This is a genomic window from Flavobacterium sp. 1, assembly GCF_002797935.1.
Lineage (GTDB): Bacteria > Bacteroidota > Bacteroidia > Flavobacteriales > Flavobacteriaceae > Flavobacterium.
Window position 1 is genome coordinate 4,126,158 of the sequence record NZ_PGER01000001.1, and the last position, 20,999, is coordinate 4,147,156.

20 protein-coding genes are annotated in these 20,999 nt (G+C 34.6%); 14 read left to right on the plus strand and 6 right to left on the minus strand.

Features of this window, described 5'->3' with window-relative positions; translation table 11 throughout:
- Nucleotides 1-165: 165 nt before the first annotated feature.
- The 4 genes from CLU83_RS16560 to recA all read left to right on the plus strand — a co-directional run bounded on the left by CLU83_RS16560 (nt 166) and on the right by recA (nt 3,715).
- A complete protein-coding gene (locus tag CLU83_RS16560; RefSeq protein ID WP_100432624.1) occupies nt 166-1,302 on the plus strand; it encodes a hypothetical protein in 1,137 nt (378 codons plus the stop codon).
- Nucleotides 1,303-1,308: 6 nt separating this feature from the next.
- Nucleotides 1,309-1,692: a DoxX family protein gene (locus tag CLU83_RS16565; RefSeq protein WP_100432625.1), complete on the plus strand. Its 384-nt coding sequence runs from the start codon at nt 1,309-1,311 to the stop codon at nt 1,690-1,692.
- Between the two features lie 104 nt (nt 1,693-1,796).
- Nucleotides 1,797-2,306, plus strand: coding sequence for an acyl-CoA thioesterase (locus CLU83_RS16570; RefSeq protein ID WP_100432626.1), 510 nt, complete (start codon nt 1,797-1,799; stop codon nt 2,304-2,306).
- A 374-nt stretch (nt 2,307-2,680) separates the two neighbouring features.
- Nucleotides 2,681-3,715, plus strand: a complete 1,035-nt coding sequence (gene recA / locus CLU83_RS16575) for a recombinase RecA (RefSeq protein WP_100432627.1) — start codon at nt 2,681-2,683, stop codon at nt 3,713-3,715.
- Between the two features lie 152 nt (nt 3,716-3,867).
- Here recA and CLU83_RS16580 read toward each other — a convergent pair whose 3' ends face one another.
- Entirely contained in the window at nt 3,868-4,629 is a 762-nt protein-coding gene (locus CLU83_RS16580; RefSeq protein ID WP_100432628.1) for a 1-acyl-sn-glycerol-3-phosphate acyltransferase, read from the minus strand.
- 192 nt (nt 4,630-4,821) lie between these two features.
- Between CLU83_RS16580 and trpS the strand changes: the two genes are divergently transcribed.
- Nucleotides 4,822-5,796 carry a tryptophan--tRNA ligase gene (gene trpS, locus CLU83_RS16585; protein ID WP_100432629.1) on the plus strand — a complete coding sequence of 325 codons (975 nt, stop codon included), beginning with the start codon at nt 4,822-4,824 and terminating at the stop codon, nt 5,794-5,796.
- Between the two features lie 92 nt (nt 5,797-5,888).
- Here the strand turns inward: trpS and CLU83_RS16590 are convergent, their stop codons facing one another.
- Nucleotides 5,889-6,452: an Lrp/AsnC family transcriptional regulator gene (locus CLU83_RS16590; RefSeq protein ID WP_232727149.1), complete on the minus strand. Its 564-nt coding sequence runs from the start codon at nt 6,450-6,452 to the stop codon at nt 5,889-5,891.
- A 97-nt stretch (nt 6,453-6,549) separates the two neighbouring features.
- Between CLU83_RS16590 and CLU83_RS16595 the strand changes: the two genes are divergently transcribed.
- From CLU83_RS16595 to CLU83_RS16625, 7 genes are all read left to right on the plus strand, one after another.
- Complete coding sequence (locus CLU83_RS16595) at nt 6,550-7,359, plus strand: DUF1338 domain-containing protein (protein ID WP_100432630.1); 810 nt, start codon at nt 6,550-6,552, stop codon at nt 7,357-7,359.
- Between the two features lie 328 nt (nt 7,360-7,687).
- Nucleotides 7,688-9,583, plus strand: coding sequence for a phosphoglycerate dehydrogenase (serA, locus tag CLU83_RS16600; RefSeq protein WP_100432631.1), 1,896 nt, complete (start codon nt 7,688-7,690; stop codon nt 9,581-9,583).
- Nucleotides 9,584-9,677: 94 nt separating this feature from the next.
- On the plus strand, nt 9,678-12,596 hold the full coding sequence (locus CLU83_RS16605; protein WP_100432632.1) for an FAD-binding and (Fe-S)-binding domain-containing protein: 2,919 nt from the start codon (nt 9,678-9,680) through the stop codon (nt 12,594-12,596).
- A gap of 205 nt (nt 12,597-12,801) precedes the next feature.
- A complete protein-coding gene (locus CLU83_RS16610) occupies nt 12,802-14,235 on the plus strand; it encodes a hypothetical protein (protein ID WP_100432633.1) in 1,434 nt (477 codons plus the stop codon).
- Between the two features lie 12 nt (nt 14,236-14,247).
- Nucleotides 14,248-14,508, plus strand: coding sequence for a hypothetical protein (locus CLU83_RS16615; protein ID WP_100432634.1), 261 nt, complete (start codon nt 14,248-14,250; stop codon nt 14,506-14,508).
- A gap of 32 nt (nt 14,509-14,540) precedes the next feature.
- Nucleotides 14,541-14,897, plus strand: coding sequence for an MmcQ/YjbR family DNA-binding protein (locus tag CLU83_RS16620; protein ID WP_100432635.1), 357 nt, complete (start codon nt 14,541-14,543; stop codon nt 14,895-14,897).
- Nucleotides 14,898-14,924: 27 nt separating this feature from the next.
- Nucleotides 14,925-15,398: a GyrI-like domain-containing protein gene (locus tag CLU83_RS16625; protein ID WP_100432636.1), complete on the plus strand. Its 474-nt coding sequence runs from the start codon at nt 14,925-14,927 to the stop codon at nt 15,396-15,398.
- Between the two features lie 32 nt (nt 15,399-15,430).
- Here the strand turns inward: CLU83_RS16625 and CLU83_RS16630 are convergent, their stop codons facing one another.
- Nucleotides 15,431-16,600: a DUF1501 domain-containing protein gene (locus CLU83_RS16630; RefSeq protein ID WP_100432637.1), complete on the minus strand. Its 1,170-nt coding sequence runs from the start codon at nt 16,598-16,600 to the stop codon at nt 15,431-15,433.
- Nucleotides 16,601-16,678: 78 nt separating this feature from the next.
- On the minus strand, nt 16,679-18,073 hold the full coding sequence (locus CLU83_RS16635; RefSeq protein ID WP_100432638.1) for a DUF1800 domain-containing protein: 1,395 nt from the start codon (nt 18,071-18,073) through the stop codon (nt 16,679-16,681).
- A 395-nt stretch (nt 18,074-18,468) separates the two neighbouring features.
- On the opposite strand from CLU83_RS16635, the gene CLU83_RS16640 reads away from it, so the two are divergent.
- Nucleotides 18,469-18,915, plus strand: a complete 447-nt coding sequence (locus CLU83_RS16640) for a hypothetical protein (protein ID WP_100432639.1) — start codon at nt 18,469-18,471, stop codon at nt 18,913-18,915.
- Nucleotides 18,899-19,099 (plus strand): hypothetical protein, encoded by a 201-nt coding sequence (locus CLU83_RS16645; RefSeq protein WP_100432640.1) that lies wholly within the window; start codon nt 18,899-18,901, stop codon nt 19,097-19,099. Before CLU83_RS16640 ends, CLU83_RS16645 begins: the two co-directional genes overlap by 17 nt.
- A gap of 68 nt (nt 19,100-19,167) precedes the next feature.
- Here CLU83_RS16645 and CLU83_RS16650 read toward each other — a convergent pair whose 3' ends face one another.
- Nucleotides 19,168-20,001 carry a hypothetical protein gene (locus tag CLU83_RS16650; protein ID WP_100432641.1) on the minus strand — a complete coding sequence of 278 codons (834 nt, stop codon included), beginning with the start codon at nt 19,999-20,001 and terminating at the stop codon, nt 19,168-19,170.
- Between the two features lie 73 nt (nt 20,002-20,074).
- Nucleotides 20,075-20,911, minus strand: coding sequence for a hypothetical protein (locus CLU83_RS16655; RefSeq protein WP_100432642.1), 837 nt, complete (start codon nt 20,909-20,911; stop codon nt 20,075-20,077).
- Nucleotides 20,912-20,999: the final 88 nt, after the last annotated feature.

The window sequence follows — 20,999 nt, forward strand, 5'->3', positions numbered from 1 at the left end:
GCAGACACAAGTAATACAAAAGTTATTAACAGACAATGGTTGAAAAAACATTTAGACAATGCTGTCAATAATAAAATATTTAAAACAGACTCTATTAAATAAATGGAGCTTTAAAGTTTATAATAGAAAATTTTCGAAACTATCATTTTCTTATATCTTTGCCACATGCAATTCTCAAAAATTTTAGGACAGGAATACATTAAAAATCACTTAACAAAAAGTGTCGATTTAGGCAGAATCCCTCATGCTCAATTATTTGTGGGACCGGAAGGAAGCGGGACTTTACCAATGGCGGTTGCTTATGCACAATATGTTTTGTGTAATTCCCAACAAAATCCAAACGAATCCTGCATGCTTAAATTTGAAAAAATTTCCCATCCTGATTTACATTTTATATATCCGACAGTAACAACTGAAGAGGTAAAACAAAAACCAAAAAGCATCGATTTCATTTCTGACTGGAGACAATTTATTTTAGAAAAACCTTACGGAGGTTTATTTGATTGGTATGCCAAATTGGGAGTGCAGAATAAACAAGGTGAAATTCGTGTAGACGATGCTCAAGAAATTTTAAAATCCCTCTCTTTAAAATCATATGAAGGCGGTCATAAAATTATGATTATTTGGATGGCCGATAAAATGAATGTCGCTGCATCCAACAAGCTTCTAAAACTGCTTGAAGAGCCACCAGAAAAAACGGTATTTATTCTTATTTCAGAAAACGAGGAAGACATCATCCAAACAATTCGGTCACGATGTCAGATTACACATTTTAACGGATTAAGCGAAAAGACAATAGCTGATGCCCTTATTGTAAAAGAACAAATAGAACCTAAAACTGCCTTGAAAATTGCTCATCAGGCACAAGGAAATTATAATAAAGCTCTCCATTTATTAAATACTGATGATGAAGCTTCTCCTTTTGAGCTGTGGTTTGTAACTTGGGTTAGAGCTGCATTTAAAGCTAAAGGAAACGCGGCAGCCATACAAGACTTAATTGAATGGAGTGAACAGATAGCGGCATTAGGAAGAGAGACCCAAAAGAAGTTCCTTCAGTTTTGCATTGAAATGTTCCGTCAGGCTTTACTGCTCAATTATGAAGCAAAAGAGCTTGTTTACATTGAAACAAAAGTAGAAAAATTTAAACTCGAGAATTTTGCTCCTTTTATAAACGGCAAAAACATTAATGACATCTTTAAAGAATTATCGGAGGCGATGTATCATATCGAACGCAATGGAAATGCCAAAATAATTTTAACAGATTTATCTATAAAACTTACACGTTTAATTCATAAAAAATAAAACCCCATGAATAATATTTCTTCAATTTTATTATTAGTTTTTTTAGCTATCACTTTTTTACAATCATCCCAAGATAAATTATTCCATTGGAAAGATAACTTAGATTGGCTTAGAGAACATTTTGCTCAAACTCCATTACGGAATCAAGTACCTCTTGCTTTGCTAAATGTTCTAATATTAGAATTGATTTCGGGCGTCTTATGTACAGTAGGAGCCATAGAGCTTGCCTTGAACAGTGGCAGAGTATATGGCTTATATGGAGCCATTTTTTCCAGCATAACTCTTATCATGCTGCTTTTTGGACAGCGATTGGCAAAAGATTATGATGGCGCCAGAACCATTGTTCTGTATTTTATCCCATCGGTAATGGCGGTGTATTGGCTTAACTAAAAAATCAATGGAAATGGCAATATTAATGCGAATGTCAAAACAATAACTCAAAAAAGAGAAATACAATAATAAATTAAAACATTACTAATTATCTAATACAAAATATGACGGCAAAACACCCTTCAGAATCCTTAACTATATTGACCGATTTGGTTTTACCGAGCGAAACCAATCCTTTGAATAACTTATTTGGAGGGGAACTATTGGCCAGAATGGATCGTGCAGCGAGTATTGCCGCGGGAAGACATTCACGCCGTATAGGAGTAACCGCATCTGTAAATCATGTTGCTTTCAACAAATCTATTCCGCTTGGAAGTGTCGTAATTATAGAAGCAAAAGTATCTAGAGCTTTTAAGAGTTCGATGGAAATTTATTTGGACGTTTGGGTCGAAGACCGTCAGTCTGGAAACAGGACTAAAGCCAATGAAGCGATCTACACTTTCGTAGCTGTTGATGATACCGGAAGACCTGTTGAAGTTCCGCCAATCGAGCCTGAAACGGAATTAGAAAAACTGCGCTTCGATGCTGCTTTGAGAAGAAAGCAATTGAGTTTAGTATTGGCAGGAAAAATGAACCCGCATGATGCAACGGAACTAAAAGCGTTATTTGTTTAGAAATTTTAGATTGTCTCCAAATTAAATCAAAATTTAGAAAAAGTACATCTATACTATTAAACTGGAGTTAAAAATAATGCTGTTTATAATCTGAAAGCCTTTTCGCATGAGGGATGGAAGCAATCAGCCACTGCAAAGCGTACAGCCCGACAGCCTCCAGATGAAAGTGCGAATATGCGCAAAGAAAAGCAGCCCTTTTATCTGGATGGTGGCACTCCCACACGAGCTATGGCGAACTGACTGAGTAAATACTATTTTGTTAAAAAGTCGCCTATTGTGACTTCAAAAAAAAGAAGTATTTTTACGAGCATTAAATAAAATCTACACCAAATATTTAATTACAAAACTTGGTAAATCATATAAAACAGAAGAAAATGAAAGAAAAAGTTGGTTCAGAAAAAGTCAGTTCAGAAAAAGAAGCAAAGTTAAAAGCCTTACAGCTTACTCTTGACAAATTAGACAAAACCTACGGAAAAGGAACTGTAATGAAAATGGGCGATAAAGCCATTGTGGAAGTAGAAACAATTTCATCTGGTTCATTGGGAGTTGATTTAGCTTTGGGAGTTGGAGGTTATCCAAGAGGAAGAATTATTGAGATATACGGACCGGAATCATCTGGTAAAACGACTTTGACTTTACACGCAATTGCCGAAGCGCAAAAAGCTGGAGGTATTGCCGCTTTTATAGATGCGGAGCATGCTTTTGACAGAAACTATGCTGAAAAATTAGGTGTTGATATCGAAAACCTGATCATTTCACAACCGGATAACGGAGAGCAAGCTTTGGAAATTGCTGAGAACTTAATTCGTTCTGGAGCAATAGATATTGTGGTTATTGACTCGGTTGCCGCTTTGACGCCAAAAAGTGAAATTGAAGGTGAAATGGGAGATTCTAAAATGGGTCTTCATGCACGATTAATGTCTCAAGCTTTGCGTAAATTAACAGGAACGATCAGCAAAACTAATTGCACTGTGTTTTTCATCAACCAGCTGAGAGAGAAAATTGGAGTAATGTTTGGAAATCCTGAAACGACTACTGGAGGAAATGCCTTGAAATTTTACGCTTCGGTACGTTTGGATATTCGTCGTTCTACTCAAATTAAAGATGGCGAAAATGTATTAGGTAACCGAACTAAAGTAAAAGTCGTTAAAAACAAAGTAGCACCGCCATTTAAAGTTGCTGAATTTGACATCATGTATGGTGAAGGAATTTCGAAAACTGGAGAGATATTAGATCTTGCCGTAGAATTTGAAATTATCAAAAAAGCGGGTTCTTGGTTCAGTTATGGTGAAACCAAACTTGGACAAGGACGTGATGCTGTAAAATCTTTGATTAAAGACAATCCAGAATTGGCAGATGAACTGGAAGTGAAAATCAAAAGTCACATTAAGGAATTAGCAGAAGCATAAAACATAGAAGACCGTCTCATTCCAAAAAACGAGACGGTCTTTTTTTATATCAAGAATTCAAATAAAATTTGAACCATTAAGACACTAAGTTATGTTTTTTCTAAATGAAACTTATTTTCTTAATGGTTTAAAAGTTAGTGTAAAACCAATTACTATTTTACACTGTCCTTTTTTTGAAACTCCATTAATTCATTCAATATTAAATTACGAACCTGTTCACGCAGTTCTTTTCGGTCGATTGGTTCGCCAGCTGCAGAAACAGTTTCTACAGGAGACAACATTTTTGCTCGCATCAATCCAGGACTTCCACTATAAAAGGTATAAGACAATCTTTTTTTATTGTCAGGAAAAACAAGAGGCACTATTGGCAAATGATGTTCGGCTGCCAAACGAAAGGCTCCGTCTTTAAAAGCATCTAATATAAGAGTCTCATCATGAGGAACACCTCCTTCAGGAAAAATACAGATACTAAGGCCGCGGTCTATTCTTTTTTGTGCTTCATTAAAAACTTCCATTCTGCTTTTGGAACAACTTCTGTCCACAAGAATACTTGTTCTCTTGTAGAAAAAACCAAATAAGGGAATTTTTGCCAGCGACATTTTCCCAACAAAAACAAAAGGATTATCTACGACAGAAAGCATCAGCATAATATCTGACATAGAAGTATGATTGGCAACAAACATGTAGCTTTTTTTTCGGTCTAATTTTTGAACTTTTTCAACTTTGTAATAAAAGCCCATTCCAAGAAGAACACATTTTGCCCAGATACGGGACATTTTAAAAAAATAAGGATAGCCGCTTTCCGTCAATATCGAAATCACCAAGAAGGGAAGCATAATTAGGATGGGAATGAGCATTACCACATAAAACCAAACTCTCCAAACAGTCCACAATATTTTTTTTATACTTTTCATTTGTTGATACTAATTGTTCTAAATGGTCAAATCTAATAAGCAAATCAACAATAGTTTTGCGACTAATTTAAAATTATGCTCATTTCTTAAAGCCAAAAATAGGCAAACTTGTGGAAAATTTAGCAAAAGAATTAACTTTGCGAAAAAAATAACTTACTTCATCATAATCATACAAGATTTAAAAAAATAAAAATGGCAAAAATACTTACAGGCGTTCAAAGTACGGGTACTCCGCATTTGGGTAACTTATTAGGCGCAATTATACCTGCGATCGAACTATCTAATAAACCAGAAAACGAATCTTTTCTTTTTATAGCCGATTTGCATTCGATTACCCAAATCAAAAACGGCGAAACTTTAAGAGACAACACTTACAGCACTGCCTGCGCTTGGTTGGCTTGCGGTTTGGATATCGAAAAAGTAGTTTTCTACCGCCAGTCTGATGTGGCACAAACGGCGGAACTGTCATGGTATTTAAGCTGTTTCTTCCCGTTTCAACGTTTAACATTGGCACATTCATTCAAAGACAAATCCGATCGTTTGGAAGATGTTAATGCTGGATTGTTTTCATATCCAATGCTTATGGCTGCAGATATTTTATTATATGATGCCCAATTTGTTCCAGTAGGAAAAGATCAATTGCAGCATTTAGAAATTACCCGTGACGTAGCTTCCCGTTTCAACCACCAAATGGGAGAAACCTTTGTCATTCCAGAAGCCAAAATTCAAGAAGACAGCATGCTGATTCCTGGAACAAATGGCGGAAAAATGAGTAAATCAGCCAATAATTACATCAATATTTTCTTGGATGATAAAGCATTGCGCAAACAGATCATGAGTATTGAAACCGACAGCACACCTCTTGAAGAACCAAAAAACCCAGATACCTGCAATTGTTTTACTCTTTATAAACTGTTGGCTGACGAAAACCAAATTGAAGCGATGAGAGCTAACTATTTAGGAGGCAATTACGGATACGGACATGCCAAACAAGCTTTGTTTGAATTGATTTTGGAAAAATTTAAAACCGAAAGAGAAAAATACAATTACTATATCAACAATCTTCCAGAGGTAGATGCTTTATTGAAAAAAGGGGCAAAAAAAGCAAGTATTGTTGCTAATGGAGTTTTAGCAAGAGTTAGAGAGAAATTGGGATTTGAGGTTTAATTGACCACTAACACAATTTTCAACCGCAAAGGCACAAAGTCGCAAAGAAAAATTTCAGGACTTTATTTTGCGACTTTGTGCCTTTGCGGTTATTACTGTATCGGCAAGTTTTTCTCAAAAGCAGACCCGAAAGAAATAAACGAATCCGTTCCTCCCACTCCTTCTATAATATGTATCTGTTCGTAGATTATTTTACGCAGTTCTTCGTTATTGGCGGCAACGATCTTGATAAACAAAGCATATTTCCCAGAAACCCAATGGCATTCTACAATTTCTGGAATCAGTTTTAATTGCTCGGCTATCGAATAAGCAAAACGGGCTTCTTTGGTGGTAATTCCAGTGTAGGTAATCGTTTCAAAACCATTTGCTTTGGCATTCAATTTTACCGAAAAGCCTGCAATCACACCCGATTCCTGTAATTTTTTTACACGCAAATGCACCAAAGAATTCGATACTTTCAATTCTTTTGCCAATTCAGAATAAGGAATTCTGCCATTCTCACTCAGCTTTCTGATTATTTCTTGGTCTAAATAATCAGTATTTTCATTGTTTTTGGAGTTTAACATCACTTGACTGTTTGGTTCAAAATATAACATTGACAATTCTAAAGCAGAAAACGCTTTTAAAACTGTCAAAATTACATAATTATTATTCAAAAATATTGATTTATAAATAATCGAAACACAAATGTGTTAGTTCAACAGATTTCTATATAGTTTTGTGTCATTCTTACAATTCAAAACACAAACAGAAATGGACAAAAATCAACTGCTTTCGAAATTATGGGAACAATATGCTTCAATAACCCCATCTGCTAAAAAAATACATACTTTACTGGAAGAAAAAGGAGAGATGATTCAAAACGATCACATTGCGATTCGTACTTTCAATGACCCAAGAATCAACATTACTGTATTGGAAAAACCATTTTTGGCCGTTGGCTATGAAGCCCGTGGTGAATATGTTTTTGAATCCAAAAAACTGTATGCTCAACATTATGAACATACAACAGATACTAATGCACCTAGAATTTTCATCTCCGAATTAGAGTTGGAAAAATGTTCTTCAAGCTTACAAGAAACTGTAAAAACTATCTTGGACAATTGCAACCAAAACGATTTTATGCATCCAGAATTAGTATTAAACGGCGTGGTTTGGAAATCCAATTCACAAGAGATTTACAAAGCATTATTAGAAGAATCGGAATATGCTGCTTGGATGTATGTTTATGGTTTCCGTGCAAATCACTTTACAATTAATGTCAATGCATTAAACCATTTTGAAAAACTGGAAGAACTGAACAATTTCTTGGAAGAAAACGGATGGAAATTGAATGCTTCCGGCGGAAAAATTAAAGGAACTCCTGAGCAGTTATTGGAACAGTCCAGCACTTTGGCCGATTTATATACCATCAACTTTGAAGAAGGTTCTTTTGAAATCCCATCCTGCTATTATGAATTTGCTTTGCGTTATATAATGCCTGACGGTAATTTGTACCAAGGATTTGTGGCTTCATCTGCTGATAAAATTTTTGAAAGTACTGACGTAAAATTACAAAACTAGAACACAAAAAATTTCCATTAACTTGTCAAATTCACCGTTTTATGGGTTGGATTTTGGCAAGTTATTGTCGTTTTAAAAGTATATCGTTCTCAAATTGCGAAAATCCCTGTTGAAAAACACTTTTTTAAATCAATAAAACAAAATTTAAATATGCTTTTCTAAGTTTAAATTTAATAATGTCTGCACAAAAAGACTATTTATAACAATAACCTCAATTATCGTTAAACTAGCTAGTATTATACCAATATATTTTCAGAATAGCAATCGAGGGTTTATCTTTGTGCAAAAAATTTACAAATAATTTTTATTTGTGACAAACACTAAAAAGATGACAGAAAATCAGGAAACATTTATATTCGATTTTGACAGTACTTTTATGAAAGTCGAAGCACTAGATGTATTATGCGAAGTAATTTACCAGGATAGTGCTGCAGGGGTTCAAATATTAAGCGAAATTCAACGATTAACCGATCTGGGAATGGAAGGCAAATTGTCCTTGAAAGAATCTTTGACCCAAAGAATCCAATTATTGCAGGCCAATAGAGACCACATCGGCAGTGTAATTGAAGAACTAAAAAAGAAAGTGACCGCATCTGTAATACGAAATAGAGCATTTTTCAAACAGCATTCGGATAACATTTATATCATTTCAAACGGTTTTAAGGAAATCATTATCCCAATCGTTCAGGAATACGGCATCAAACCAGAACACGTTTTGGCCAATACTTTCAAATTTGACCATGATGGAAAAATAATTGGTTTTGACGAAAAAGATGAATTGTGTGAAAACCAAGGAAAAGTAAAAAAAATCAAATCCTTAAATCTTCAGGGCGAAGCAATAATGATTGGTGACGGTTATACTGATTATGAAACCCTTGAAGGCGGAGCGGTAAGCAAGTTTTTTGCATTTACTGAAAATGTAACAAGAAAAATTGTGGTAGAAAAAGCCAGTCAGATAGCTCCATCATTGGACGAAATTCTTTATGAACTTTCGTATAAAGCTTCAGTTTCTTATCCAAAGAACAGAATTAATGTTTTATTGTTAGAAAACATTCATCAAGACGCCGTTAAAATCTTTGAACACGAAGGTTACAATGTGGAAACCTTAAAAGGATCTTTGTCTGAAGACGAATTGATCGAAAAAATAAAAGGCGTTTCCATACTTGGAATCCGTTCAAAAACAAATGTTACTGCAAAAGTTTTGGAACATGCCAATAAACTGCACGCAGTTGGAACTTTCTGTATTGGAACCAATCAGGTAGATTTGAACGCCTGCAGCATGAAAGGAATCTCTGTTTTCAATGCTCCATACAGCAACACCAGATCTGTTGTGGAATTGGCTTTGGGACAAATCATTATGCTAGTTCGTAATACTTTCGAAAAAAGCAAATTAATGCACGAAGGCGTTTGGGACAAATCGGCCACAAACAGTGTTGAAATTCGCGGTAAAAAATTAGGTTTAGTTGGATACGGAAGCATTGGGTCACAGCTTTCTATCATAGCCGAAGCATTAGGAATGAAAGTGTATTTCTATGACGCGATTGACAGACTGGCTCTTGGAAATGCTAAAAAATGTTCTTCTTTAAAAGAATTATTGGCGCTTTCGGATGTTGTTTCTTTACACGTGGACGGGCGCGCCAGCAACAAAAATATAATTGATGCCGATGCTTTTGAAAGCATGAAACCCGGGGTTATCTTTTTAAATCTTTCCAGAGGCCATGTAGTTGATATTGAAGCATTGGTTGCCAACTTAAAAAACGGTAAAATTCACGGAGCCGCAGTCGATGTTTTCCCATACGAGCCAAAAAACAATGACGAGCCGTTTGTATCTGAATTGCAGGGATTGTCAAATGTGATATTGACTCCACATATTGGAGGAAGTACCGAAGAAGCTCAAGAAGACATTGGACATTATGTTGCCAACAAAATAATTAATTACATCAATACAGGAACTACTTACGGAAGCGTTAACCTTCCTGAAATTCAGCTTCCTGAACTTCAAAGTGCGCACCGTATCATGCATATTCATGAAAACGTAAAAGGTATTTTGGCACAAATCAATAATATTCTTTTGGAATATGATAACAATATTTTGGGTCAATATTTAAAAACCAACGAAACTTTGGGTTACGTAATTACCGATATTGATAATTTCCATAACAAAGATTTGGAGAAAAAATTAAAAAAGATTCCGAATACCATTCGATATAGAATTTTATACTAAAGATTTCAGATTGCTGATTAACGATTTTTGATTGCAGATTTCGTCGTAATAAAAATCAAAAATCAGCAATCGTTAATCCTCAATCAAAAATAAAATGAACCTTCAAAATCTTGAAAAGCAATTAGATGGAAAACTACTGTACGACCATACTATGCGTACACTTTATGCCACTGATGCTAGTGCTTACAAAGAAATGCCCTTGGCAGTAGCAATTCCAAAAACGAAGGAAGATATTCAAAAAATCATCGCTTTTGCCAGAGAAAACAAAAGCAGCGTAATTCCTCGTGCGGCCGGAACATCTCTTGCCGGACAGGTTGTTGGAAATGGAATCGTGGTTGATATTTCTCAGGAATTCACCAAAATCCTTTCGGTAGATCCTGTCGAAAAATCGGCTTGGGTAGAACCTGGAGTGATTCGTGATGAATTAAATATCCATTTAAAACCCTATAAATTATTTTTTGGCCCCGAAACCTCAACGAGTAATCGTTGTATGATTGGCGGCATGGTGGGGAACAACGCCTGTGGTGCAAGATCCGTAATTTATGGTTCTACCCGCGAGCATTTACTTGAAATTAAAGGTTTCTTGGCAGATGGAAATGAAGTCACTTTTGGTGCTTTAACCAATGCCGAATTTGAAGACAAATGCAGCGGAATAAATGTGGTAAGCCCTTTGGAACAAAACATTTATGTTCAAACCAAAGAGCTATTGTCTTCGCCAGCCAACAGAGCCTTATTCAACGAAAATTATCCAAAAAAATCAATTCCAAGAAGAAATACAGGTTACGCTTTAGATTTATTGGCCGACAGCCAGCCTTTTGGCGATCCGACAGAAAAATTTAATTTTTGCAAATTAATCGCAGGTTCTGAAGGAACATTGTTCTTCTCGACAGCGATTAAATTGAATTTAGTAGATGCTTTAAAACCATTTGCTGCCTTAGTTTGCGTGCATTGCAACAGTATCAACGAATCGCTGAAAGCTAATTTGGAAGCGTTGAAATTCAACCCGGACAGTGTTGAATTAATCGACCATTATATCTTAGAATGCACCAAAGAGAATATTGAGCAAAGCAAAAACAGATTCTTTGTTGAAGGTGATCCGCAAGCTATTCTTGTTGTTGAATTTTTAAGAGATACGCAAGAAGAAATTCTTCAAATCGCCAAAGAAATGGAGGATTTGATGCGTTCCAAAAATTTAGGCTATCATTTCCCAATCGTTTATGGAGAAGACACTAACAAAGTTTGGAATCTGCGAAAAGCAGGATTGGGATTATTGTCTAATATTCCCGGTGATGCCAAAGCAGTTGCCGTTATTGAAGATACTGCCGTTGATGTTAATGACTTACCTGATTTTATCGAAGATTTTAATGCTATTCTAAAAGAGCGAAATCTAAGCTGTGTGCATTATGCCCACGCCGCGACAGGAGAATTACACCTTCGCCCAATTATTGATCTAAAAACCAAAGAAGGCACTGCGCTTTTTAGAACTATCGCTACCGATATTGCTCATTTAGTTAAAAAATACAAAGGCTCACTAAGCGGGGAACATGGCGACGGAAGACTTCGCGGTGAATTTATTCCGCTGATGTTGGGAGAAGAAATCTACCAAATGTTTATCCAAGTGAAAAATACATGGGATCCTTGGGGCATTTTTAATCCAGGCAAAGTGGTCAATACGCCTCCTATGGATAACAGTCTAAGGTACAACCCTGGACAGGAAACTCCAATGCCGGAAACGTATTTTGATTTCTCCGAGCACAACGGAATCGTACGTGCTGCCGAGATGTGCAACGGATCGGGAGATTGCAGAAAAACCGAAAAAAGCGGTGGTACAATGTGCCCAAGTTATATGGCAACCCGCGATGAAAAACACACTACTCGTGCTAGAGCCAACATATTGAGGGAAACCATCACCAATTCTACCAAAGAAAATAAATTTGACGATGAAGGTTTACTCGAAGTGCTTGATTTATGTTTGAGCTGTAAAGGATGTAAATCCGAATGTCCGTCCAATGTGGATATGGCGAAGCTAAAAGCTGAAACCTTACAGCAATACCATGATAAAAACGGAGTGAAATTCCGTTCGAAGTTAATTGGCAATACGCCAAAAATTAATCAATTATTTGCTTCTTTACCATGGTTGTATAATTTTGGTTCCAAAGGAATTATCGGTAACATTATGAAACGTTCTACCGGTTTTGCAACCGAAAGATCGTTGCCGTTAATGCACAAGATTACCTTTGCCAAATGGATCAAAAGCTATAGACAAACGGGGAATTTCATTCAAGGGAAAGTCTATTTATACAATGATGAATTCCTGAATTTCTATGATGTCGAAATAGGGCAAACTGCAGTGAAGCTCTTTAACCGTTTGGGTTATGAAGTTGTGATTCCAGAAATCGGTATCAGCGGAAGAACCTATCTTTCGAAAGGAATGCTGAAAGAAGCTCGTGAATTGGCAGAAAAAAACATACAGGCTTTCGCCAAAGAAATGCCGGAAAACGCAATTTTGATTGGAATAGAACCTTCGGCTATATTATCGTTCCGCGATGAATATCCAGATTTATGCCGTGGCGATTTGAAAGAAAAAGCCAAAGCGTTTTCAAGCAGAGCAATGCTAATCGAAGAATTTTTGGCCAAAGAATTAGATGAAGGCCGAATCACATCTGCTTCATTTACTGATAACCAAGAAAGAGTCCGTATGCACGGTCACTGTTTCCAAAAAGCGTTGTCTTCATTGGTACCGCTTAAAAAAATCTTGATGTTGCCAGAAAATTATACGGTACTCAATATCCCAAGTGGCTGTTGCGGTATGGCGGGATCTTTTGGATATGAAAAAGAGCATTACGACATTTCGATGAAAATTGGAGAATTGGTTTTATTCCCAACCATCCGTTCAGAAGAGCAAGCCACGTTAATTTCTGCCTCAGGAACTAGCTGCAGACACCAAATAAGCGACGGAACAAGCCGAAAAGCATTTCACCCTGTTGAGATACTTTTTAAGGCTTTAAAATAAGCACAATTAGTTTTTTATAAAAAATGCAGCTGTTTTAGAATAGCTGCATTTTTTTATTTAAATATTTCTTTCAAAACATTTAGTAGTGAAATTCTGTTTAATTGCTTATGAGAATATTTTAGTATCTTTCGACAAACAAATTTATTAAATTGTATTACAGAATTACATCATAAAAATCAATTCCTAACTTCTTAAATTAAAAATTATGAGTAAAGATTTTACTAAAGGTAACATTGACTATTTAGATTCTGAAAGGATAAAACTTTGGGAAAGAGTAACTCAATTAGAAATAGATGTTAGTAAAAAAACTTCTGATTTTGAAAAAGAAGCTAAACAATCATCTAAAATGGCTTCTGAATATAAAAACAGAAGTCTCGAAGCGAAAGAACAAGCCACATCTAATGCTGAGCTTTCTCTTGCAAGAACTGAAGATGCTAAACAATGTTTAACTGACATAAAATTAATTAAAACAAAATCGGAACAAAGTTTCAAAAATATAGATGATTTTGATAAGAATCTAAAAGCAAGAACTGAGCATATAGAAGATACCCTTACTACGTTAGAAGAAAACTTTGAAAATAACGAATCACTCCTAGAAAAACTAGAAACCTTACAAGAACATTTCGATAAAGGAGATGAAATAAGTGGAAAAATAGATACTTTATATAAATCACTTCAGTCGAAAAAAAGAGAAATTGACAACTTACATCGTGAAATTTTTGGATACACAGAAAGCGAAATAAATGAAGAAGGAAATGAAATTGAAACAAAAGTTGAAGGCTTAAAAGATGAACTTGAAAACACATATGAATCCTTACAGGTTGATCTTAATGAATTACAAGAAGAAGTTGAAACAGTAAAAAAAGATACAATTGATGGTTACAATACTTTTCTAAAAGAAAAAACAAATGATTATAATGAGACATTATCTGGTTGGAATTTAGAGCATAATGCCGTCTTAGACAAAATTAATAAATTACTTCCAAATGCACTAACTGCGGGTTTGTCTTCGGCCTATTCAGAGAAAAAAGATAGTGAAGTAAACGACAGCAAAAAATTTACTTTTACTTTTAGGTTTGCGGCTTTAGGATTAGCAATGGTTTCATTGATTCCATTTGGACTAAGCATATATTTTATATTACAGAAAAGGACTATAATTGAAGTAATAGAATATAGCCCACGTTTTGTTTTGGCTATTATTCCTTTGTATATTCCTATTTTATGGATTGCATATTCTGCAAATAAAAAATTGAATCTTTCTAAACGATTAATAGAAGAATACACGCACAAAGAAGTATTGAGCAAAACATTTGAAGGTTTATCACATCAAATAAATTCGATTGAAGATAAAGAAATTTCAAGTGATTTAAGAATTAAATTGCTTTACAATATTTTAAGCGTCAGTTCAGAAAATCCAGGTAAACTAATTAGCGATTACAATAAGTCAGATCATCCATTAATGGATGCATTGGAAAAAAGCGCGAACCTTTCTGATGCAGTTGAAAAACTTGAAAACATTCCAGGATTGTCCAAAATAGCTCGAATATTGGACAATAAATCTAAAGAAATTTTAAAAGAACAGGCTAAAAAAGTTGACTCAACTTTAGGGCAAATTGTAGAAGAAGTCATTGAACCATAAAATTATTTAAATATGGCTAAAATATCATTTAATTACGAAAAACCTTTTAATAAGTTATTGGATAAATTACAAATTCTACTGAAAAATGAAGATGGATATCTAACTGGAGATGAATCATCAGGAAGTTTTCAAATAAAAAGTGCAATTGGAACTTTTAAAGGAAAATATAAATACCTAAATAAAGTAATTACTGTAGAAATTGAAAAAAAACCATTTTTTATAAGCTCTAAAATAATTGAAAGTGAAGTAAAAAAATATTTATTTAGTAATTAAGTTTAAGCGAGTAACATTTCAAAAGTGGAACAATGGTAACAATTGATACCCTCCGACAATTAGCTCTTTCATTCCCCGAAGCAACGGAAGAACCGCACTTTGAAAAAATATCTTTCAGGGTAAAGAAAAAAATATTTGCCACTTATGACGATAAACTCAAAAGAGCCTGCATAAAATTATCAGAAATTGACCAAGACGTTTTTTCTGCAGCAGATAAAACCATTATTTATCCCCTTGATAATAAATGGGGGAAACAAGGCTGGACTTTAATTGAGATGGAAAAAGTGCACAATGACTTATTTGCAGATGCTCTGACAACAGCGTATTATGAAATGGCTCCAAAAAAACTTGCCGAAAAATTGCGCCCAAATAAGGATGACAATAGTTGATAGTTAATCACATAATTTAAAAAAAAAATGAAACCAAGAATACTAACAGCAAGCGAGAAAAAATTAATTGGAAAACGGCTTGTAATGAGTTTTGCAGATTACAAAGTGGGCGAACTTTGGAAGAATTTTATGCCAAGACGAAAAGAAATAAACAACAGCCTGTCCCCCGATTTAATTTCGATGACGGTTTATAAGCCAACTCATTTTTTGAATTTTACTCCATCAAATGAATTTGAAAAATGGGCATCAGCAGAAGTTTCAGACTTTGACAATGTTCCTTCCGGGATGGAAACATTCACTTTGGCTGGAGGACTTTATGCGGTTTTTGATTATAAAGGCTTAAATACTGATGATTCCATTTTCCGTTATATCTATGGGGAATGGATACCTAATTCGGATTATGATTTAGACAACAGGCCGCATTTTGAAATTTTAAGCGAAAAATACAAAAACAATGATCCAGAATCTGAAGAGGAAATTTGGATACCCATAAAACGGTAACTATAAAATAGTATGTGTTTTTTAAAAATACTTTAAAACAAACCTTCCAATGCTTTATTTTGTATTCCAATTTTGGTGAAATCAAAATTCAATTTGTTTTTTAAAATTGACGCATAAACACTTCTAAAATCGATCTCATGTTTTAAATCGCCATTATCTAAATCGGCTAAATTGGGGTTTCGTCCAATAATTTGACCAAGGTTATTGCCGCCAATAACAAACATTGGAGCTGCTGTACCGTGATCAGTTCCTCGTCCATTGTCTTTTACGCGACGGCCAAATTCTGAAAAAACAACGATGGTCACATTCTGTAATTGCTGCGATTTTTTTAAATCTTCATAGAAACTAAAAACAGCATCATTGAGTTCGGTCAACCTGTTTTTGTGAATGGAAAGCTGGTTGTCATGAGTATCAAAACCGCCCAGCGAAGTATAATACACCTTAGAATTTAGGTTTCCTTTTATCAGTTTCGAAATCCATTCTAGGTTTTTAGCTAGGCCTGTTTTTGGATAAATAACATCTGATGCTGCTGATTTTGCTAAAGCTTTCTGAATATCATCCGAACCTTCTACTACAGAATTAGCAACTTTTCGAACAAAATCCAATTGCGGATTACCCGATAATTGCCCTTCGTTTTCTTGTTTGTTTTTAGTCTTAAATCTGTCTGGATCTTTTACAGTAATGGAATTCGGTTCATCGCCTTTCAATGCCAAGTTATCAATGTTATCAATGTTTATTCCAGCAGTTGGCTGGTGTTCCTTGCATTGCAAATCGAGATAACGCCCAAGCCAGCCATCATTAAGATATTCCTGATGGGTTGGTGCCGTCTGCCAAATTTCCTGACTTCTAAAATGAGAACGCACAGGATTTGGATAACCCACGTTTTGGATAACCGACAAATCACCATTTTGCTGCATACTGGCAAATCCTTTCAAAGCAGGATGAAACGCCATTCCTTTTGCTGCATTTAAAACCTCGGTTTTTGAGATGGCGATCGTTGGACGCGAATCATAATAAAGTGCATCTTCAAACGGGATAAAAGTGTTTAGCCCATCATTTCCTCCGTTTAATTGGACAAAAACCACACATTGTTCACCCAAAACCAAATTAGTTTGTGAGCCAAAAGAATATAAAAAATCAGGCAATAGAAGCGATCCTCCCGTAAATGTTCCTGTAAGCGCTAAAAATTTTCTTCTGTCCATAATGAATAAGTCTTAAAGTTGAAAGTCCATAAAGTCAAAAGTCATAATTTCATTCAACTTTATGACTTTCGGCAGCTATTATATTAATTGAAATTCAGGGGTTTTTACCATAAAATTGAATAATCGCAATACAGCGTTTTCCGAACCTTCGGTTTTACTGTCGAAATCGTATTTTAATAGCTGCTCGAAATCCTGCCGATCGGTTGCATCAGTTTTAAACAACAAACGATTTTCGAGCTCGGCAATGATTTCCTTGTTATTTCCATCTTTATCCCAATCCAGCCTCACCGTAAACTGCCTGTTTGGATTTTGCGTCATCATCGAATTTTCAACATTTTGTTTGTTCCCCCGAGTCAAATTTTTACCGTTGCAAAGTAAATCTGCAACATTATTTCGCTGTAAAAAGACTTGTGAAGTAAGCCAAGAATTACCGCCGTCCCAACCTTTTACGTTAGGCTGGTTGAACAAATCCATTCCTTGATCTTTTAGAAATTTGGTAATCAATCTTTCATTAGGGTTTTCAATATTGAGTTCGTTCATCAATTGCAAAATATACTCCAAAGGGCTTTTAATCTTAGAGCCACCATTCTTTTTAGCAAACTCTTCGGTGAATATTTTAACCAATAAAGGTTTGATTTCAAAATTCTTTTTCCTCAAATAATCCCCATAATAACGAACTAATTCTTCCTTTGGATTATCATAAATGAACCATTTTAATATTTTTCGGGTAACCAAATAAGGAATATTCGGCTGTTCAAAAATAATATCAATCATTTCATCAATTTTAAAACTGCCTTTTTTCCCAAAATAAATAAAGCTTTCATTGTCTTCAAATTTGGATCTGTAAACAGCGCTTTCTTCCCCAAGACCAAGTCCGGCGAGACCTTTGGCTCCGTTTTTTATATCTTGCTCGGAGTAATTCCCGATGCCAAGGGTAAAAAGTTCAAGCAACTCCCGACTTAAATTTTCGTTGAGTTTATCTTTTCGGTTGTCCGTATTATCAAGATAACGCACCATGGCATTGCTTTTAACAATCTCTTTGGTCAGTGTTTTGAAATTTCCAAAAGCATTTTTTCTTAAAATTTGATTGTGCTGAAAAATCCAGAAATTCACTTTCACTTTTGGGAAGGTTGACACATAATGATTGTGCCAGAAACAGGTCATTTTTTCGCGGAGCGGAAATTCAGAAACAGTCATTTTATCTATCCACCAGGTTTTCATTTCTTCCGAAGTCTGCCTCTCTTTTTTCTGCTTTTCCTGTTTTTGTTCCTTTGTAGCATTTTTATAAAATTCCCGTTGTTGCTGTAATTCTACTCTTGTTTTTGGGCTGTTTTCTAAAAAAGAAGGAATAGTCGAATCAACAGAAGCCATAAATGAGTTTTCAAGAAAAAATGTTAATCCGTTTTGAGTAATTTTTGAAGCTTCTTTATTTGTGAAACCCAACCGAAGTGACCAAAGCACATTTTGATCCATAATAAAAGTGTTTAAATGAATTCGAAATCGTTTTAGTATGACCAATATTCATGAAAAAGGTTTAATTATAATCTTAAAAAAAACACTCATTTCTTTACTAATAACGAGGATATTAAAAATAAATTTGATGAATGTCCGCAAAGAGTACCATATATGTTTTGCCACTGATTACACAGATTCTCACAGATTTCATTACACTTTTTTAAAAATCTGTGTAAATCTTTTTAATCTGTGGCTAATTCTATCTGCTTGGTATTAGTTACAGATAGTCATAATAAATTTTATGCTGGAAATCTCAAAAATTACCAGCTTTTTAAATTTAGCGACTAAAACCGCATAGGTTTACAAATTTTAATATATTTGAGATTACAACATCACCTAAACTAATTTGACAATTGAACACTATTCAATCATTACCTCTGGATTTAAAATCGGTTATTGGAACAGAAAAAGTTGATTTTTCAATCCTAGCCAAACGAAAACAGCCTTTAAATAAATCCTTGGGAATTATCGCTTTTGGAATTATATGGTCGGCCTTTATCAGCATTTTTGTAATTGCTTTTTTGGGACCTCTTTTTAAAGGAGAAGAGGTTCATTTTAAAGTAAACGATGAACCGACTACAGCCAGTTGGGATAATTTTGAACCGATGCTTGTCCCAACTTTAATTATTGGTCTTTTTGTAGTAGTAGGGATTGCCATTTTGTGTGGCGGATTTTACGCCTTATTTCAAAAAGGCGGGTATTTTGTAGGCACAGAAAACAGACTAATTCACTATCGCAAAGGAACAATTACCACTTATGACTGGGAACAATTTTCGGGAAATTATGGAAATAAACAGTAAAAAGGAAGACCTTTCGATGGAACTGAGAACAGGTAAAATGGTAAGCCAAAAAGACAAATCCGACAAATATGTACCCGATATTCTCTATATCTCTGGAGTTCCTGATATTTTGGAAATCGAAAAAATATGCAGAAACAGAATTAAGGAAAATGACCCTACTCCTGCTGTTCTTCAAAATATATAATCAAAATGCCTAATTTGAATATCCAAATTAGGCATTTTTTAATCGTATTATTTAAAAATCTATCTAGATCAATTGTTGGAGCATTTAGAAAAAAGAACCAGTATTTTTATAATGGCAATGACTAAAAAAATAATGGTTCTGGCAGACAAGCCTGATGAACCTGATGATTCCCGATTTGTACTATTGGCAAAAACAGTTTCCTTATTTCCAACCAAAACCTGGGTCAGACTTGGATCATAGGCAACATAACCTGACATTGCGGAAATGCAGATCATAAAAAAATCTGAGAGTTTATTGGCATTATAGTGGTCAGTCACAATGTTAACCAAACTTCGGATTTTACTGTCCATTTCTATAGAACTGAAAGAAGACAATAAAACATAAAAACTGCGGTGCTGTACATACATAATAGCCTCGAAGTTGTTTTGACTCAAATTCGTCAGCAGAAAATCAATTTTGCCAATGAGTTTCTTATTCAATTGAAACAGTGCGTCTTCGGGAAAACAATCTTTAAAGTCAAAAATATCGCTAATGATATCGAATTTATTTTGAGATAAATTCTGGTCAAAAAACAGCACTAAATCATCATTAAGAAACTGACTGATAAAATCCTGAATTTTTTCGGCATCATGCTCTCTTTGCGGAGACGGAAAATTGTGTCTGGAATAATTTTTTTTTGCAAAAAGATTGTACAAAACCCTATTGGAAACCACAAAATAAAGCTCTTGAGGATATTCTTTTAAAGCCAAAATCAAGCTGTTGGCAACATTGACATCAATATCAGGGTTAATTCTTTTCTCGACATTAACCTGCTTTTCTATTCGGATAACATCTTCGGAGGAAAATAATAAAATATTGCTTTTATCTATCTTTAATTCTTCAAACAGCTCTATTATGTTCATACTTTTCGCAAATTTTAAAGCACAAACATACTCTTTTTAACTCTTTTTCAAAAGACTAAACAAAAAATTTAGCTCAGGAACATTTGGTCGCCAAAAAAGGTATAACGGCACAAATCAAACCAATTAATATACTAACCAAAACCGGCTTTTTAGTCGGGTCGCCATCACTGGTAAATACAGTTACACTTGCTCTGTTTTTAATAAGAGTCTCATTTACGTTTTCATCAAAAGCTTTATAGAATGCCATAGACTGTATAACAGCTGTGAAAAACGAATCATCTATTTTCTTTTGATAAAACACGATTACCAAAGACAATAAATCAGAAATTTTCTGGTCTGTTTCAAATGTTCTAAAATGAGTTAACAGCCCGTAAAAAGTTGTGTATCTGATGAAAATGATATTTGAAAAATCATTGGAATACGTAACGCACAATTGGTTTATCGAAAAATCCAATTTAGAAAAAACAAGCGAAGCCATTTTGTAAATTATCTCTTCTGGCAAATAATTCTTTGCATCCAAAAGATAATCAAGCTCTTCCAAATCATTATATGTATTTGTCGAAAGTTTCAGGCTGAAAAAAGAAAGCAGATCATCAGCCAAAAAAACAGCGATAAAACCTTTAACCTTTTCGTCTGAAACAAAACCGTTGGAAACAGGAAAATTGTTTTTGGATAAATTGTTTTTTGACAAAAAATTAAACAGTGTACGATTCGACATTAAAAACAAAAAGACTTCTTTATATTCTTTGAGGGCACGAATTAAATTTTCGCCCGCTTTGGAATCTATTTCGGGATTAATTTTCTTTTCGAAATTGATTTTTTTCTCTATTCGGATAAAATCCTCAGAGTCAAAATCCAGAATCTGATCTCTTTTTAAATCCAGTAAAGCAAACAATTGAATGATATTCATCCTTTTACGAAAACATTAAGTGTGACAATAAAAAATAACGCGGGTAAATAACAACCTACTAAATAAATTGTAAATTGCTCATTCATAA

Coding starts and splice junctions, on each gene's coding strand:
- CLU83_RS16630 (WP_100432637.1), bottom strand. CDS start 16,600: ATGGACAGAAGAAAATTTTTAGCGCTTACAGGAACATTTACGGGAGGA.
- CLU83_RS16565 (WP_100432625.1), top strand. CDS start 1,309: ATGAATAATATTTCTTCAATTTTATTATTAGTTTTTTTAGCTATCACT.
- CLU83_RS16635 (WP_100432638.1), bottom strand. CDS start 18,073: ATGGATCAAAATGTGCTTTGGTCACTTCGGTTGGGTTTCACAAATAAA.
- CLU83_RS16620 (WP_100432635.1), top strand. CDS start 14,541: ATGGTAACAATTGATACCCTCCGACAATTAGCTCTTTCATTCCCCGAA.
- trpS (WP_100432629.1), top strand. CDS start 4,822: ATGGCAAAAATACTTACAGGCGTTCAAAGTACGGGTACTCCGCATTTG.
- CLU83_RS16650 (WP_100432641.1), bottom strand. CDS start 20,001: ATGAACATAATAGAGCTGTTTGAAGAATTAAAGATAGATAAAAGCAAT.
- CLU83_RS16580 (WP_100432628.1), bottom strand. CDS start 4,629: ATGAAAAGTATAAAAAAAATATTGTGGACTGTTTGGAGAGTTTGGTTT.
- CLU83_RS16610 (WP_100432633.1), top strand. CDS start 12,802: ATGAGTAAAGATTTTACTAAAGGTAACATTGACTATTTAGATTCTGAA.
- CLU83_RS16570 (WP_100432626.1), top strand. CDS start 1,797: ATGACGGCAAAACACCCTTCAGAATCCTTAACTATATTGACCGATTTG.
- CLU83_RS16625 (WP_100432636.1), top strand. CDS start 14,925: ATGAAACCAAGAATACTAACAGCAAGCGAGAAAAAATTAATTGGAAAA.
- recA (WP_100432627.1), top strand. CDS start 2,681: ATGAAAGAAAAAGTTGGTTCAGAAAAAGTCAGTTCAGAAAAAGAAGCA.
- CLU83_RS16605 (WP_100432632.1), top strand. CDS start 9,678: ATGAACCTTCAAAATCTTGAAAAGCAATTAGATGGAAAACTACTGTAC.
- CLU83_RS16595 (WP_100432630.1), top strand. CDS start 6,550: ATGGACAAAAATCAACTGCTTTCGAAATTATGGGAACAATATGCTTCA.
- CLU83_RS16655 (WP_100432642.1), bottom strand. CDS start 20,911: ATGAATATCATTCAATTGTTTGCTTTACTGGATTTAAAAAGAGATCAG.
- serA (WP_100432631.1), top strand. CDS start 7,688: ATGACAGAAAATCAGGAAACATTTATATTCGATTTTGACAGTACTTTT.
- CLU83_RS16560 (WP_100432624.1), top strand. CDS start 166: ATGCAATTCTCAAAAATTTTAGGACAGGAATACATTAAAAATCACTTA.
- CLU83_RS16645 (WP_100432640.1), top strand. CDS start 18,899: ATGGAAATAAACAGTAAAAAGGAAGACCTTTCGATGGAACTGAGAACA.
- CLU83_RS16615 (WP_100432634.1), top strand. CDS start 14,248: ATGGCTAAAATATCATTTAATTACGAAAAACCTTTTAATAAGTTATTG.